Origin of the sequence: Xylanibacter brevis ATCC 19188, assembly GCF_000621725.1 — a bacterium.
GTDB classification, from domain to species: Bacteria; Bacteroidota; Bacteroidia; order Bacteroidales; family Bacteroidaceae; genus Prevotella; species Prevotella brevis.
In genome coordinates, this window is sequence record NZ_JHXM01000019.1 from 1 (window position 1) to 17025 (window position 17025).

Below are 17025 nucleotides of genomic sequence, written 5' to 3' on the forward strand. Positions count from 1 at the left end.
AAATACTTCTATATTTATATATAAATATAGAGTTAAATTTTGATATATACAGTATTTGTTTTTATAACTGCAACGCTGCAACGCTGCAACACGAGAGCTATCAACTGAAACTTGAAACCTGAAACCTGAATCTTGAAACCCGAAACTTGAAACCAGCCACTTTGTGGCACGTGTAATCGTGAGGCATATTTGTGCCTTGTTTAACACTTTAACTGGTTGATTCTTATTATCCACCGTCTGTGAGGATAGTGGCTTTTTTAATGTATGCGAAATTATGATTAAATAATGATAAAATAGTTGACTGGATTATTGCTATTCTCGGATTTATTTTGTATCTTTGCATGCCGTAATTATATAGAGAAAGAGAAAGTATGAGCGAAAATATAGAGAAGAGGATAAATCCGTTTTTTGAGGACTATAAAACACCTCACGATGCGGTGCCTTTCGATCGTATCCGTCTGGAGGATTATGAAGAGGCCTTTATGGAGGGAATACGACGTGATAACGAGCAGATAGATAAGACCATCAACAACCCTGCCAAGCCGACCTTTGACAATACGATTATCAATGCCGAAGAAGAGCGTGAAGGCTATTACGATCTGTTGGATAGGGTATCGACCGTGTTCTTCAACCTGCTGAGCGCTGAGACCAACGACGAGATGGATGCGCTGGCACAGAAGATGCAGCCCATATTGACACAGCATGCCAACGATGTGCGACTGAATGAGCGATTGTTTGAACGTATAAAATATGTGCATCGCCATCACCGAAAACTGACACCTGAGGAAAAAAGATTGTTGGACTCTACGTATGATGGCTTCGTGCGTAGTGGCGCACTGCTTGACAAGGCTGGTAAAGAACGTCTGCGCCAGTTGACCGAGGAGGCCTCGCTGTTGTCGCTCCAGTTCTCACAGAACCTGTTGAAGGAGAATAAAGCCTTTAAACTGGTTATCACGGACCCCGCCCAACTGGACGGACTGCCACAGTCGGCCATTGATGCAGCTGCATTGGCATGGAAAGAGGATAACCCTCAGGCAACGGGCGAGGGCTGGCTCTTTACGTTGGACGGACCTTCGTACCAGCCATTTATGACCTATAGCACCCAGCGCGAGCTGCGTGAGCAGATGTATATGGCCTACAATACCAAGTGTATTCACGACAACGAGCAAAACAATCTGGATATCTGTAAACGACTGGTCAACTTGCGTCGAGAGATTGCGCAGCTATTAGGCTATAAGACTTATGCCGACTATGTATTGAAACATCGTATGGCAGGCAATGTGAAGAGTGTTTATCGACTCTTGAACGATCTGGTGGATGCTTACAAGCCAACAGCCTTGGAAGAACGCGACGAACTGCATAAGCTCTTTGAACGTCAGACATCAAAGGTCAAAGGACAGAAGCTGACGATGGAACCTTGGGATACTGCCTTCTATTCGCATAAGTTAAAGTTGAAGAAGTATAACCTCGATGCCGAGATGCTGCGTCCTTACTTCCAGTTGGACAAAGTGATAGATGGTGTATTCGGACTGGCTAACCGCCTGTATGGCATCACTTTCAAAGAGAATAAGGATATCCCTGTATATCACCCCGACGTGAAAGCCTATGAGGTGTATGATAAAGACGGTTCCTATCTGGCCGTGTTCTATGCCGACTTCCATCCCCGTAAAGGTAAGCAGGGCGGAGCCTGGATGACTGAGTATCAGGGACAGTATATCGACCGCAAGTGCGTCAATGTGCGACCTCATGTGTCGGTGGTGATGAACCTCACCAAGCCCACGGCCGAGAAACCTGCATTGCTGACGCTCGGCGAGGTGGAGACCTTCCTGCATGAGTTTGGACACTCGTTGCACGGCATGTTTGCCAATACCCGATTCGAGAGTCTCAGTGGTACTAATGTGTGGTGGGACTTCGTGGAGTTGCCTTCACAGTTTATGGAGAACTATGCGGTGGAAAAAGACTTCCTCAGCACCTTCGCTTATCACTACCAGACGGGCGAGCCTTTGCCTGACGAGTTGATTCGTCGCATCGTAAAGAGTCGCAACTTTATGGCTGCTACGGCTTGTCTGCGACAGGTCAGTTTCGGTCTGCTGGATATGGCTTATTACACCAAAAAAGATGTTTTCGACGAGGATATCATTCCCTTCGAGAAGAAAGCCTGGAAGAAAGCAATCATTGGTCGCCAGCGCACAGATACATGCATGACGGTGCAGTTCTCGCATATCATGGCAGGCGGCTATGCTGCAGGATACTATAGTTATAAGTGGGCCGAGGTATTGGATGCCGACGCTTTTGCTGTGTTCAAACGCCATGGCATCTTTGATCAGAAAACGGCGCAGAGCTTCCGCGATAACGTCCTCTCGAAGGGCGGAACGGAAGATCCGATGACGCTCTATAAACGCTTCCGTGGAGGCGAACCAACCATCAACGCACTATTAAAGAGAAATGGAATCAAACGACAAACAAAGTAAACTGGACTCGCGCTATCTGCGCATGGCCCGCATCTGGGCAGAGAATAGCTATTGTACACGCCGAAAGGTGGGTGCACTGGTGGTGAAAAACAAGATGATCATCAGCGATGGCTACAATGGCACACCTACGGGTTTTGAGAACGTGTGCGAGGACGAGAACAACGTATCAAAACCCTATGTGCTGCATGCCGAAGCCAATGCCATCACCAAGTTGGCTCGCTCGTCGAACAACAGCGATGGTGCTACCATCTACATCACGGCATCGCCCTGTATCGAGTGTGCTAAGCTGATCATCCAGGCCGGCATTAAACGTGTGGTTTATGGTGAGAAATACCGTCTGACGGATGGTATCGAACTGCTCGAACGTGCAGGCATCGAGGTAGTATATCTTGGCGATTAGAATAAACAAGACAATGAACAGCAAAAATCGTTTTTCGCCCTTGTGGCTGGCGCTGAGTGCCGTGGTGGGTATCTTCATCGGCACATTCTATGCCAACCACTTTTCGGGCAATCGACTGAACATTATCAACTCGGGCAGCAATAAGCTGAGCAACCTGCTCTACATCATCGATGATCAGTATGTGGACACCATCGATATGGCTGACCTCGTTGAGAAGGCTATGCCCATCATCCTTAGTGAACTGGATCCTCATTCGGTCTATATCTCGGCTAAGGATGTGATGACGGCCAATGACGACCTGCGTGGTTCGTTCTCGGGGGTAGGCATCGAGTTCACCATTCGTAACGATACACTACGTGTACAGAATGTTGTGAAGGATGGTCCTTCTGAGCAGGCTGGCGTGCTGGCAGGCGATAAGATCGTCACGGTCAATGACGAGACTTTCACAGGCAGTATTCTGACCAACGAAGAAGCCATGCACCGCTTGAAAGGTCCTAAGGGCACGAAAGTGAAACTGGGCATTATGCGCTATGGTGAGAACAAACTGCGTCAGATTACCGTGACTCGTGGTGAGATACCGATGAAGAGCGTCACAGCAGCCTATATGTTGGACGACGAGACTGGCTACGTAAAGATCAAGAACTTTGGCGAGAATACCTATCCTGAGATGCTGGTGGCACTGGCCGAACTCTCGCAAGAGGGCTTCCAACAGTTGGTTATCGACTTGCGCGGTAACACGGGTGGTTATCTGCAATCGGCTGTACAGATTGCCAACGAGTTCCTACCAAAGAATCGACTCATCGTCTATACACAGGGACGTCGTTCGCCCCGTCAGGACTATCGCAGTGATGGTCGTGGCAGCTACCAGAACATGCCACTCGTGGTGCTGATCGACGAAGGCTCTGCCTCGGCCAGCGAAATTCTGGCAGGTGCCATTCAGGACAACGACCGCGGTACGATCATTGGCCGACGCTCGTTTGGTAAAGGATTGGTGCAGCAGCCCGTAGAGTTCAACGACGGTTCGATGATGCGACTAACCATTGCTCGCTACTACTCACCCTCGGGTCGATGCATCCAGAAACCCTATACCAGTGGTATGGACAGAAACTATGAGGAAGACCTTATGATTCGCTATCAGCATGGTGAGTTCTTCTCGCAAGACAGTATCAAGCATGATGGTCCTGAGTATCACACCAAGAACGGTCGTGTGGTTTATGGTGGAGGCGGTATCACACCAGATATCTTTGTTCCTGAGGACACCACCCACTACACGTCGTACTATAAGGAGGCTACCATGTCGGGACTCATCCTGCAGTTCGGCTATGACTATACCGATGAGAACCGCGCTAAGTTGCGCGAATACGACGACGTGCTGTCGCTGGCAAAATTCCTGCGCCGACAAAACATCGTGGATAAGTTTGCAACCTATGCCGACAAACACGGATTGAAGCGCCGCAACCTGATGATTCAACGCTCGTTCAAACTGCTGGAACAGTTTGTTGAGAGCCGCATCATCTACAATATGCTTGACGAGGAGTCGTGGTTGAAATATCTCAACCAGAACGATCCCGCCATTCGCGAGACACTCCGCGTGTTCAAGGAGGGAAGTGCCTTTCCAAAGGCAGAGTAGGAGATAGGTAGGAGGCAGAAATGGGAACATGATACCCATTTCTGCCTCCTATTTTGTTTTTGAAAGAGATAATAGTTTCACTAATTACAAGTAATAGATAAGTAATGAAAAAGCCCCTGATGATGTGTCTGCTTTTTAGCATGGCACTCTCCTTACCGTCACAAGCTCAAAAGGCTTTGCGGACAATGAATATTCAAATCACCCCGCAACGTGACTCGTCATTCTGTGTTGGTAGTCATCCTTCCGTGGCCTTCCACTGGGATCATGCCCGTTCGCTGCTGACCATTGGAGAAAGCGCTGCGCCAGTAGCTCCAGTGCACTATACCATCAGTTGGAAAGGACTGCCAGCCCAGGCTACGGTCCGTTATACGGGCGAACAGCAGTCGCTCCGGTTGTATGACTATATGCCTGCACGTGCCGAGTATTTCTCGTGGATAAACAATACGAACGAGGGAGCCGACGAACAGCAGACACTGGTCAACCTCGACTATTTTCAATGGTTGAAGAATACCTATGGCATGCAGTTGGACATCTACGCCTTCGACGCAGGCGCAGTTGACGGCAGTCGCTGGTATGGCACCATGGACAGTGAACGTTTCAAGATCCATTTCCCTCATAGCTTTGATGTCATTAACGAGAAAGCCAACCGTATGGGCACACGTATGGGGCTTTGGGGAGGTCCTGACGGTTTTGGACAGACACCAGCAACAGCTGAAGCTCGCAAACAGATGCTTGCAGACTTGTGTCGTAAGTACGGCTGGGCACTGTTTAAGTTTGATGCCGTTTGCGGTCCTTTGCAACCATCGCATGCTGCCGACTTTGCCGATATGTTAGGTCGTTGTCGCAGTTATTCGCCCGACCTCATCCTCTTGAACCATCGACTCGGACTTGCTGAGGCCGACAGCTACGCCACCACACAGTTGTGGGAAGGACGTGAGAGTTATACCGATGTGAACTCTACCAACTGGCAGACGGCTCCGCATCATCGTGCCGGGGCCATGAGTCGTACGTTGGTACCCGAACTGCGTCGCACGGTCGAGGATCATGGCGTCTGCCTGTCGTCGTGCCTCGATGGTTGGGACGATGAGTTGGTGCTCAGCGCCTTCGGCCGCAACTTGGTGCTGGCTCCTCAGATCTATGGTAACCCCTGGCTCTTGCGCGATGACGAACAGGCCCGCATGGCGCGCTTGTTTAATATCCATCGCCATTATGCACCCTTGATGAATACAGGCCTTATCCTACCTAGTCGTTATGGTGACTTTGCCGTGTCTCGTGGTAATGAGCAGTTGCGTGTCATCGTATTGCGCAACCTCGAGTGGACACCTCGCACCGTACAACTGAAACTGGACGACGAGATGGGACTTACCAAGCATGGCAGAGTGACGCTGTTGGAGTATCATCCCAACGAACGCAAGATTGGCTCTTTTGCTTTTGGCAGCACTGTCAAGGTCACAGTGCAGCCCTTCCGTGCACTGTTGTTGGTGGCCACCACAAAGACGGCGGGCTTATTGCCTGTGAAGGCTTATCGCTCTGATGTCAACGTGGAGGTGTGTGGCGAGATGACTCCTACAGATGTACCTGCCGATGCAGATTGTCTTTACGAGTCGCTCATGTTTGCCTTGGACAACAATGCCCTGGAGGTTCGCTCACTGCAACGTGCTGGACAGACGGCAGTACCGCAAGTGCAAGCAGCCCGCGATGCGTTCTTTCATCAGCCCACATTCGTTGAGCGTGGTATATGGGACGACTATCTCTTCGACGAGAACCCTTCAACAGGCTTCTTCCCCAGCAGTTGTCAGGGCGATCAGCGTGTCGCAGGCGGTTGCCTGCGTGTGGATTTAGGCAGTGACATCTATGTAGATAGTATAAGGCTTTATACCCCAAGCTATTTCGGCCTGCGCCCAATGCAGCCCTTTGAAGGACAGATGGCTGCGATATCGTCAGACCTGAACCTGTGGCAGGAACAGATGTTTCTGGCCGACACGTTGACCACACTCCCTGTACAGCGTAAGATGCGCTATCTGAAGGTTTATAACGCCCCACAGCAGTTAAGCGAAGTGGAAGTATATGCTGGTGGTAAGAAACTGACTGCTACCGGTTTTAAGGCCAATAACCTCTTCGCCCCATCGTTCCACGCTGTCCGTGCCTGGACCATGCAAGTGAAGGTGCCAAAGGTAGATGGCGAAGCCAAGCTATGTGTAGCCCTCGAAGGTCAGCATGGTGTAGAGGGCGCCTATGCCATGGCACGTGTTGGCGAACGCATTGTGGCAGCAGACGATCGTGCTCCCAGTTATCCGTCTAACACGTTCGAGAGCAATGTAGAGCGTAGAGATCGTAACTATACCTATTATATTAATGTGACTCCCGAGATGGAGAATCAGTTGGTGGAGGTTGTCGTGTTGGGCAATGAGGCATGTAGTGCCGACCTGAAGCCTACTGTCTATCTGTATCAAAAAAAATAGGAAGTTGACGTTTAATCAACTTCCCTTAGGTCTTTCGTAAAAAAGAATATCAACGAAACTGTATGTCGGTAATCACTTGATTGCCGACATATTCGTTTAAACGACGCACATATTCCTGGCGGCGCATGGAAAGGTCTGCACGCAGGGCAGGGATGCTCAGTCGCACCAGTAGCGTCTGGTTGTAGATGCGCACATCGGTGGTGTAGCGAGCAATCATCTCGCCAGCCACAATGGGCCATGCCTCTATCAGTCGCTTCTGCAGCAGAGGCGTCTCCAATCCCTGTTTGCGTATGTTGCGCAAAACCAAGTTCTTGAGCTCTTGTACGTCGCGTTTAAACATAAATGATGTCTTTTTATTTGGTTGTGATACTACCGTTTTCTACGTTGAAAAGTTGGTAGTCAAAGTGCCCCTGTGCCAGTATCTGGTCCAGGTGGTCGCGGTTGGTGTCGGTGATAAAAATCTGTCCAAACTGTTCGCCAGACACAAGTCTGATAATCTGTTCCACGCGTTGTGCGTCCAGCTTGTCGAAGATGTCGTCCAGCAGTAGGATGGGTGTGGTGCGCGCGTTGGTCTGTTTCAGGAAATTGAACTGGGCCAGCTTTAGTGCTATGACAAACGTTTTGAGCTGTCCCTGCGAACCTTCTCTACGCATAGGATGCCCGTCCAATAATATCTCGAGGTCGTCACGATGAATGCCATGGAGCGAATAGCCCACAGCACGATCCTTCATGCGGTCGCGCTGAATAACCTCGAGCAGCGGTCCCCGTTGACAGTGAGAGGTGTAACTGAGTGACACCTGTTCGCGCCCGTCCGAAATCATGTTGTAGAACTGTTGAAACATGGGCACCAACTGTTCTACAAAAGCCTGTCGTTTGTGGAAAATATTCTCACCCTCGTGCGCCATCTGTTCCTCCCACAACGAGAGTAGGGCAGGGTCAGGCTCTTGGTCTTCCATCTTCAGCATGGCATTGCGCTGCATCAGCGCCTTGTTATAGCGATTCAGCGATTCTATATACGTTCTGTCCAGTTGGGCAATCACTTGGTCCATCAGTCGGCGGCGCTCCTCGCTGCCTCCTTCAATCAGCAACGCATCGGCAGGAGATACCAGCACAATGGGAATCAGTCCGATGTGTTCAGATAGTCGCTGGTAGGCTTTTTTGTCGCGTTTGAACACCTTCTTGGTGCCTCGCTTCATGCCGCAGGAAATGTTGAAGTCGGTATAACGTCCTTCCAACAGGAAAAAGTCCTTGTCGTGCTGAATGGCCAGCGAGTCCTGTACCGACTGTGCCGAGTGGCAGAACGACAGAAAATAGATGGCATCGAGCACATTGGTCTTTCCTGCACCGTTGTGACCAATGAAACAATTGAATTTAGGAGAGAGCTTTAAATCGGCTCCCTCGATGTTTTTATAATTAATAATGGATAAACGCTCCAGAATCATGCTTTTTCTGTCTTTTTCAGTGCAAAGTTACTGCTTTTCAGACTTAAAAAAGAAAAAAACAGGAAATAAATTTCACCATGTGCAATAATTTCATTATCTTTGCGCCCGCAAAAGTTGTGCGAACATAAAATAAAAATAATATAAAAATGGCAGAAAATAACAACAACGGTGCTTCTGAAATCAAGGAGACACTGAATCAGAGTGAGGCATTCATCCTCAAGTACAAGAAAGCAATTATTTGCGGTGTTAGCGTAGCTGTCGTAGCTGTATTGGCTTGTCTGTTGTGGAATAACTATAGCGACAAGCAGCAGGTGAAGGCCAGCACCGAGATGGCTAAGGCCCAGGAGTATTATGGCATGGCTGTTCAGGGCGATATGCCTGAGCTGTTCAAGATGGCTCTTGAGGGCGACAGCCTGGGTCACGCTGGTTTCAAGACTATCGCTGACGAGTACAGTTCTACAAAGGCTGGTAACTTGGCCAACCTCTATGCCGGTATTTGCTGCGCACGTCTGGGTCAGCTTGATGAGGCTGCTGAATACTTCGATGAGTTCGATACCGAAGACGACCAGATGATTTCTCCTTCAGCTAAGGCTGCAGTGGGCAACATCGAGGCTAGCCAGAACAATCTGGACGATGCTGTAAAGACATTGGTTAAGGCTGCTGACATGGCAGACAACAACACACTGTCTCCTGGTTTCCTGATTCAGGCTGGTGAGATCCTGGAGAGCCAGGGTAAGAAGGCCGAGGCTCTGGAGCTCTATCAGCGCATCAAGGACAATTACTATCAGTGGGTGAAGTATAGCACCATCGATGCTTACATCGAGCGTGTTAAAGAGTAAATATACATATTAGAATTAAAGACGATGGCTACAGTTCTGCATAATTTGAGCGACTACGACTTCAATGCTGTTCCCGATGCCTCAAACATGATTTTTGGTATCGTGGTGGCAGAGTGGAATCCCGAGATCACGGGTGCCCTTCTCGAAGGTTGCGTGAAAACACTCGAGAAGCATGGCGCACTGACCGAGAATATCCACGTGAAGACTGTTCCCGGTTCGTTTGAACTGATCTATGGCGCACATCAGATGACGCTCAATGATGGTTACGATGCTGTCATTATCTTGGGCAGTGTGATTCGTGGTGAGACACCCCACTTCGACTATATCTGTCAGGGTGTGACTGCAGGTATCGCTCGCCTGAATGCTACAAGCAATATCCCCGTTATCTATGGTCTGCTGACCACCAATGATTTGCAGCAGGCGCTGGATCGCGCTGGCGGCAAGTTGGGCAATAAGGGCGATGAATGTGCTGTGGTTGCCATAAAGATGGCAAAGTTCTAATTCTTGAATGGTTTCTATAATGGCAGTCCCGCGTCAGCGGTGCTGCCATTTTTTTTGTCTCTTTCATTGCTGTTTTCATAAATAATGCTTACCTTTGCATAACTTTAATTATTAAACCAATCATTTTATGAAAGCTAAAACTATTCTTGCGGCTCTACTTCTTGCAGCCTCTTCATCGTCAATGGCTGCCGAGACAGCTGATACTATTGTGGCAGACAACGTAGAGAAAGTAACCATTGTGACTCGCGATAACTCTAAGAAAATAATTGTCCGCGACACGATAGAAATTAACAATAAGGCATGGTGCGGAATACATGTTAATCATTGGAAAAACAACAAGGCAAAGAGAGGTGAGGTGAACACCGAACCTTATTTTCAGATAGGTTTGAACACGATGCTCGACACCGATATGGGTTCGTTCAATCTGTGGCCCTCTTTTGATTTGGCACTGGGTGTAAAGACCAATTGGCATCCCTTTGGTGCCAAGAACGCATGGAGTTTAGGTGTGGGCATCGATTGGCGCAACTATCGCATGTCGCCCAACGATGGCTGGTGGCTGAAAGATGCTGAAGGCATCATGGGACTGTCTGCTTTCCCCATCAATGCTTCTGATAGAAAAGTGGCTCTGCATGTTACCAGTGTTCAGGTGCCAGTGCTCTATACGCACTATTTCGGTTGTGAAGAAAAGTGCTATGTCACGCTGGGTGGCATCGTGAACTTCAACTTCTGGGCGCATGCCAATCGCCAGTATGAACTGGGCGAGGAGGAGTATGATATCAATACGAAATCCATCGGGCAGCGTCCTGTCACCATCGATGCATTCATGCAGGTGCACGCCCCCCATCTGCCATCTGTCTATTGTAAGTATTCGCCTATGTCGTTCTTTAAGAAGAGCCAGGCACCCAAGATGCATCAGTTTACTATTGGTATAGCTTTCTAAACATGAAATTTGTTAGTTGGAACGTAAATGGACTGAGGGCTTGCGCAGGCAAGGGCTTCAGTGAAATCTTTCGCGAGTTGGATGCCGACTTCTTCTGTCTGCAAGAGACGAAGATGCAGGCCGGACAGTTGGATCTGCAGTTTGAGGGCTATCAGTCCTTTTGGAACTATGCCGATAAGAAAGGCTATTCTGGTACGGCAATCTATACAAAGCACCAGCCGCTGAGCGTGACCTATGGCATTGGCATTGATGAGCACGATCACGAGGGTCGTGTTATCACTCTTGAGATGCCCGAGTTCTTTTTGGTGTGCTGCTATACGCCCAATTCGCAAGACGGATTGAAGCGCCTGGACTATCGCATGTCGTGGGAAGACCAGTTCCGTCAGTACCTGAAACGCTTAGACGAACAGAAGCCTGTCATTCTTTGTGGCGACCTCAATGTGGCTCATCAGGAGATTGACCTGAAGAACCCCAAGACCAACCATATGAATCCTGGCTTCACCGACGAGGAGCGTGGCAAGTTCAGTGAGTTGTTGGCTTCAGGCTTCATTGATACCTTCCGTTGGAAGTATCCCGACGAGGTAGTGTACTCGTGGTGGTCTTATCGCTTCCAGGCACGTCAGAAGAACGTGGGGTGGCGCATTGACTATTTTGTTGCTTCCGAGCGGTTGTCATCCCAGATTGAAGATGCAAAGATTCACACCGACGTGATGGGTAGCGACCATTGTCCAGTGGAACTGATACTGAAATAATAACTATCATGTACAAACTACTACTATCTACGTGTCTATGGCTGATGGCCATGGGCAGTTATGCTTCTGATTTTGGAAAACCCGTCACGTGGGACCGTCATAGTCTCATCGTTGATGGTCGTCGCATCTGTCCCGTAATGGGCGAGATACACTATTCGCGTGTGCCTGCCGAAGAGTGGCAGCGCGAGGTACACTTGATGAAAGAGGGTGGCGTCACCATGATTGCCACCTATGTGTTCTGGAACCATGTGGAAGAGCAGGAAGGCATCTTCCGTTGGGATGGTCAGCGCAACCTGCGTCGTTTCCTTGAGGTGTGTAAGGCGGAAGAGATGCCCGTGGTTCTGCGCCTGGGTCCGTTCTGTCATGGTGAGGTACGCAACGGTGGCATTCCCGATTGGATATTCTCAAAGGGCTGCAAGGTGCGCCAGCAGAATCCCACCTTTTTATATTATGTAGAGCGTCTCTATCGCCAGATATTCACACAGGTACAAGGTCTGCAATGGAAAGACGGTGGTCCGGTGGTAGCCGCTCAGTTTGACAACGAATATCGTGGACGCGGTGAGTATCTGATGGCGTTGAAGCAGATGGCCCTTCAGATTGGCTATGACCTGCCTTTCTATACACGTACTGGTTGGCCCGAACTGGCCACGCCGGTGCCCTTTGGCGAGATGATTCCCCTCTATGGCGACTATGCCGATGGCTTTTGGGAGCGTTCGCAGCAGGAGACTGTGGGTAGCTATTATAAAGCTTTCAACTTTAAAGAAGGTGTGAAGCCTGCCACAGCGATGGGCGAGTCGCCATCAGCCTCTTCCGATGGTCCAGCCGCTTCCTCTACTACTGCCGACAATGGCACTTATCCTTACTTTACTTGTGAGTTGGGTGGCGGTATGGCCACGGCCTATCATCGTCGTCCGTATGTCTATACCGAGGATGCCTATGCCATGGCGCTCGTGAAGTTGGGCTCAGGATCAAACCTGTTGGGCTACTACATGTATCATGGTGGAACCAATCCTGAAGGCATCACAACGCTGAACGAGAACCAGCGCACGCCAGCCACCAACTATAACGATATGCCGGTGAAGAACTACGACTTTCAGGCACCTATTGGAGAGTTTGGACAGACCAATCCTCACTTCTACGCCCTGCGTCCCCTTCATTTGTTCATGCACGACTATGGTCAGCTGCTAGCAACGATGGAACCCTCGTTTCCTGTGAGTCAAGACCTGAAGAAAGGCGACGACAAGCAGTTGCGCTGGTCGGTGAGAAGTCAGCAGGGCAGCGGCTTCATCTTCGTCAACAACTACGAGCGTCTGCAACAGCTGTCTGCCAAGCGTGGCGTTCGCCTCGAAGCTTGCGGTGTTCGCTTGCCAAAGCTCACCATTCCTGCTGGTGCTATGGCCATCTTCCCTGTCAAAATCGATGGCATCCGTTATGCCACAGCCCAACTGGTGGCTAAGCGCGACGGTAAGATTTACCTGATGCAGATACCCGGCATCCCCACAACCATTTGTATGCAGAACGGCAAGGTGTTGAAAAACGTGAAGGCGAAAGGAACGGAGACACCCATCCATCAGAATCTCTATCTGCTGAGCCAGCAAGAGGCCGAGCATCTGTTCCTCGACGAACGTGTTCATACGTACATCTACTACCTAGCCACCTGCGAGAAAGTACGTGAGGCAGGTCCTCTGCGACAAATCACCATTGGTGCCCAGAAAGTGGCTGAGGCCCCCACCGAAGCCGACTGGCAGCAGGCTGCTGTCTATCGTATCGATCTGCCTTTCCTTCAGGAAGCGCACCCCATAGGCCAACAGTTGCTGACAATCAATTATCAAGGCGATTGTGCTCGTCTCTATGCCGATGGCAAGTTGATAGCAGACCACTTCCAGTATGGTCGTCCGTTCCTCTACGGACTATGGCGCCTACCCAAGGGTTGTAGCACCCTGGAACTCCGCATACTGCCGCTTCAAAGTGGCGCCCCCATCTATCTTCCTCGCGAAGCCGATCCCACTCCAGGCGAAAGTGTAAAGTCAGTAAAAGTCAGTCCTTTGTAGGGCTGACTTTTTTGTTTGCGGTCTGTCAAAACCGAAATAATCTCGCTGAAATAGAGATTATCTCACAAATAATTAGTAATTTTGCCGCTTGAAATAGTAACCGTAATAATATTCAGGAATGGCACAAGAATTAAACAAAGACTATCGGCATGTGTTGCCCATTCAAATCCGATTCAATGATGTAGATAAATTCGGTCATGTCAACAACACCATCTATTTCCAGTTCTATGATACTGCAAAGACCGAGTATTTTGCCAGTGTTTGTAAGAATGTGGATTGGGAGCGTGTGGCTATTGTGGTTGTCAAGATCGAGTCAGAGTTCTTTTCACAGATCAAGGGTGCCGACCATATTGCCGCCCGTACACGTGCTGTGAAGGTGGGCAATAAAAGTCTGCATCTGGAACAGGATATTATTGATGTTGATACAAACGAGATAAAATGTCGCTGTTTCTCCATCATGGTGCTCTATGATTTGGTGAACCATCAGTCCATGGCTTTCCCCGATGAGTGGCGACAGGACATCTATCGCTATGAAGGTATCGAATAGTCATCAGTTCGAAGATAGCTCTGGCTCGAAAGGAAATCACGCCTTTTCGGGCCATTTTTTTGTTTTTTCGCCGATAAATTAGTAACTTTGGCGCGTAAAACTAAAACTAATCAGTAAATATGAAACGAATCAGTTTCCTGTTGATGGCAGTCATTGCTACTTTAACCATTCATGCCCAACAGGTCATCTCGCTGGCTGGCGCCTGGGACTTCGCGATGGGCGACACCCCTCAGTACAACGATTATGTGATGTTGCCCGGCTCTATGCTGACTAACGAAAAAGGTCATCGTGTGTCGGTGCACACCCAGTGGACGGGCTCGCTCTACGACTCTTCCTATTACTTCAATCCTTATATGGCGAAATATCGCCAGGAAGGCGACATGAAATTCCCGTTCTTCCTGACTCCCAATCGCCACTATGTGGGTAATGCCTGGTATCGTAAGCAGGTCTATGTGCCCCGCTCGTGGAGCAACCAGCGCATCACGCTGTTTCTGGAGCGTCCCCATATCGAGACCACGGTCTATGTCAACGGTAAGGAGGTGGGCCACCAGATGTCGCTGTCGGTGCCCCATCGCTATGATGTAACCAAGTATATCACCTTTGGTGGCAAGAACGATATTGCCGTCAAGGTGTATAATGGTATCGAGAATGTATGTGTGGGCCAGGACTCCCATTCCGTGACCGACCAGACCCAAGGCAACTGGAACGGCATAGCTGGTAGGATAGAGCTACAGGCTCAGTGGAAGAAGCTGAACATCAAACACGTACGCATCGTCCCCAATGTGGCCGAACGCTCGGCTCAGATTGAGGTCGAGCTGGAGAACCACACCGATGGTGTCCGCGTGCTGCCCAAGTGGGAGTATGATGTCCATGTAGAGGTGAGCAGCATGACAGGCAGACATTATCAAACCACGATGAGCAAAGAGGCCCTGGGAAACAAGAAAGTGTTCAAGGTCAAACTGGGTAGCAATGCCCAGTTGTGGGACGAGTTCCATCCCCACCTCTATCAGCTCACCATCGAGGCCGGCGAGGATATCTACCAGACCACCTTCGGTCTGCGTGAGATTACCACCCGCCAGCGCCAGCTCTTCATCAACGGTCGCCCGCTGTTCTTGCGCGGCACGGTAGAGAACTGCTGTTTCCCCGAAACCGGTTATCCGCCCACAGACGAGGCCGAGTGGTTGCGCATCTTCAAGAAGTGCAAGGAGTATGGCCTCAATCATGTACGCTTCCATTCCTATTGTCCTCCCGAAGCAGCCTTCGCCGCTGCCGATAAGTTGGGCATCTATCTTCAGCCCGAGGGTCCCACCTGGCCCAACCACGGTGTGAAGTTGCGTCGTGGCATGGCCATCGACAAGTACTTGATGGATGAGTCAAAGCGCATCATCGATGAGTATGGCCACCATCCTTCGTTTGTGATGATGGCAGCAGGCAACGAGCCCGCAGGCGATTGGGTGAGCTATTGCAACGACTGGGTGAAAGAGATGCGGAAATATGACCCCACCAAACTCTATGCTGGTGCCTCTGTAGGTGGCGGTTGGGCATGGGATTCTGAGTCCGACTACCACGTGAAGGGTGGGGCCCGAGGCCTGAACTGGGACAAGAAAGCACCTCAGTCGGCCGATGACTATTTCGATGGCATCCTCTTTCCACGCAATTACAAGGGCGACACGCCCAATGAAAGTCCTATCGTGACCCACGAGAAAGGACAATGGTGTGCCTTCCCCGACTTTGGCGAAGTGACTCAATACACGGGTGCCTATCATCCTGGCAACTTCGAAATCTTCCGTGATCTGTTGCGCGACAATGGCATGGAGCAGATGGATCGTAAGTTCCTTATGGCTAGTGGAAAGTTGCAGACACTCTGCTATAAGTACGAGATAGAGCGCAACCTCCGCACAAAAGACTATGCCGGTTTCCAACTGTTGGGCCTCAACGACTACAGCGGACAGGGCACCGCACTCGTTGGTGTGCTGAATGTCTTCTGGCGCGAGAAAGGCTATTGCACCGCTCGCGACTGGACGCAGTTCTGCAATGCCATAGTTCCCTTGGCCCGATTCCCTCAGTTTGTCTATACCACTGCCGACACCTTGCGTGTGCCTGTAGAGGCTTATAATGCCACCTTCGCCACGCTGACCGACGTCAATGCCACCTATTCTATCTATCAGAGTGATAGTGCCAGTGTGGTGGCAAGCGGACGATTAAGCGAATTGACGTCCCTTCCTGTAGGCAAAAATCACGCGTTAGGCACAGTCACCATGCCTCTTGCCAATGTGCAGGCGCCAGCCAAGTTCACCCTCGAGGTACAGCTGTCGCCTTCCTACAAGAACCATTGGGACTTTTGGGTCTATCCCGCACAGACCACTGCTGATGCAGGCTCTGTCTATATCGCTGACTCCCTGGATGCCAAGGCGCAGAAAGTGTTGCGTAAAGGCGGCACCGTGCTGCTGACGGCTGCAGGTAAGGTGACGCTGGGTAGCGATGTGAAGCAGAGCTACCTGCCAGTGTTCTGGAACACCTCGTGGTTTAAGATGCGTCCGCCGCATACCACCGGTGCCTATATCGACACCACCCATCCGCTGTTTAAGTACGGTTTCCCCACCGACGACTGGTCGAACCTCAACTGGTGGGAGCTCCTCAACAAGGCGCAGGTTATGAACCTGATGGAGTTGCCACGCAACTATCAGTCGCCCATCCAGCCCATCGACACGTGGCATGTGTCGCGCAAGCTCGGTATGCTTGTCGAAGCAAAGGTCGGAAAAGGACGATTGCTGATGACCACTATGGACATCAGCAATCGTCTGGAGAATCGTCCTGTAGCGCGTCAGATGCGCCAGGCAATCCTTTCTTATATGCAAAGTGATGATTTCCGTCCGTCTTTGGAACTCGATACGCAAACCATACTCGATTTCTACAGCAAGCAGGCCCCCGCTGTCAACATGTTCACCAACGACTCGCCCGACGAGTTGAAGCCTAAGTTGAAGTAGAAG

14 protein-coding genes are annotated in these 17025 nt (G+C 50.1%); 11 read left to right on the forward strand and 3 right to left on the reverse strand.

Features of this window, described 5'->3' with window-relative positions:
- On the reverse strand, positions 1-234 hold a 234-nt coding region (locus tag T433_RS16765; protein ID WP_211249753.1), incomplete at its 3' end, for a hypothetical protein.
- A gap of 137 nt (positions 235-371) precedes the next feature.
- Between T433_RS16765 and T433_RS0110250 the strand changes: the two genes are divergently transcribed.
- The 4 genes from T433_RS0110250 to T433_RS0110265 all read left to right on the forward strand — a co-directional run bounded on the left by T433_RS0110250 (position 372) and on the right by T433_RS0110265 (position 6963).
- Positions 372-2471, forward strand: a complete 2100-nt coding sequence (locus tag T433_RS0110250) for a M3 family metallopeptidase (protein WP_027455729.1) — start codon at positions 372-374, stop codon at positions 2469-2471.
- Entirely contained in the window at positions 2446-2871 is a 426-nt protein-coding gene (locus T433_RS0110255) for a dCMP deaminase family protein (protein WP_027450159.1), read from the forward strand. The genes T433_RS0110250 and T433_RS0110255 overlap by 26 nt, the downstream gene beginning before the upstream one ends.
- A gap of 13 nt (positions 2872-2884) precedes the next feature.
- Positions 2885-4501, forward strand: a complete 1617-nt coding sequence (locus tag T433_RS15165) for a S41 family peptidase (RefSeq protein ID WP_081778455.1) — start codon at positions 2885-2887, stop codon at positions 4499-4501.
- Positions 4502-4686: 185 nt separating this feature from the next.
- Positions 4687-6963, forward strand: a complete 2277-nt coding sequence (locus T433_RS0110265) for a hypothetical protein (RefSeq protein WP_027455730.1) — start codon at positions 4687-4689, stop codon at positions 6961-6963.
- A 49-nt stretch (positions 6964-7012) separates the two neighbouring features.
- On the opposite strand, the gene T433_RS0110270 is transcribed toward T433_RS0110265, so the two are convergent.
- Positions 7013-7303 carry a DciA family protein gene (locus T433_RS0110270; protein ID WP_027450157.1) on the reverse strand — a complete coding sequence of 97 codons (291 nt, stop codon included), beginning with the start codon at positions 7301-7303 and terminating at the stop codon, positions 7013-7015.
- 13 nt (positions 7304-7316) lie between these two features.
- Entirely contained in the window at positions 7317-8405 is a 1089-nt protein-coding gene (gene recF, locus T433_RS0110275) for a DNA replication/repair protein RecF (RefSeq protein ID WP_027450156.1), read from the reverse strand.
- A gap of 146 nt (positions 8406-8551) precedes the next feature.
- On the opposite strand from recF, the gene T433_RS0110280 reads away from it, so the two are divergent.
- The 7 genes from T433_RS0110280 (at position 8552) to T433_RS0110310 (ending at position 17022) form a co-directional block, all read left to right on the forward strand.
- The gene (locus tag T433_RS0110280; protein WP_027455731.1) at positions 8552-9244 is read left to right on the forward strand and encodes a tetratricopeptide repeat protein; all 693 of its coding nucleotides are present in this window, start codon (positions 8552-8554) and stop codon (positions 9242-9244) included.
- Positions 9245-9268: 24 nt separating this feature from the next.
- Positions 9269-9745: a 6,7-dimethyl-8-ribityllumazine synthase gene (ribH, locus tag T433_RS0110285; RefSeq protein ID WP_027455732.1), complete on the forward strand. Its 477-nt coding sequence runs from the start codon at positions 9269-9271 to the stop codon at positions 9743-9745.
- A 127-nt stretch (positions 9746-9872) separates the two neighbouring features.
- Complete coding sequence (locus T433_RS0110290) at positions 9873-10685, forward strand: hypothetical protein (RefSeq protein WP_155808474.1); 813 nt, start codon at positions 9873-9875, stop codon at positions 10683-10685.
- A 2-nt stretch (positions 10686-10687) separates the two neighbouring features.
- Positions 10688-11437, forward strand: a complete 750-nt coding sequence (locus T433_RS0110295) for an exodeoxyribonuclease III (protein WP_027455734.1) — start codon at positions 10688-10690, stop codon at positions 11435-11437.
- An 8-nt stretch (positions 11438-11445) separates the two neighbouring features.
- Complete coding sequence (locus T433_RS0110300; RefSeq protein ID WP_044109699.1) at positions 11446-13488, forward strand: beta-galactosidase; 2043 nt, start codon at positions 11446-11448, stop codon at positions 13486-13488.
- Between the two features lie 118 nt (positions 13489-13606).
- On the forward strand, positions 13607-14035 hold the full coding sequence (locus T433_RS0110305) for an acyl-CoA thioesterase (protein ID WP_027455736.1): 429 nt from the start codon (positions 13607-13609) through the stop codon (positions 14033-14035).
- Positions 14036-14154: 119 nt separating this feature from the next.
- Entirely contained in the window at positions 14155-17022 is a 2868-nt protein-coding gene (locus T433_RS0110310; RefSeq protein WP_027455737.1) for a sugar-binding domain-containing protein, read from the forward strand.
- The last annotated feature ends 3 nt before the right edge of the window (positions 17023-17025 follow it).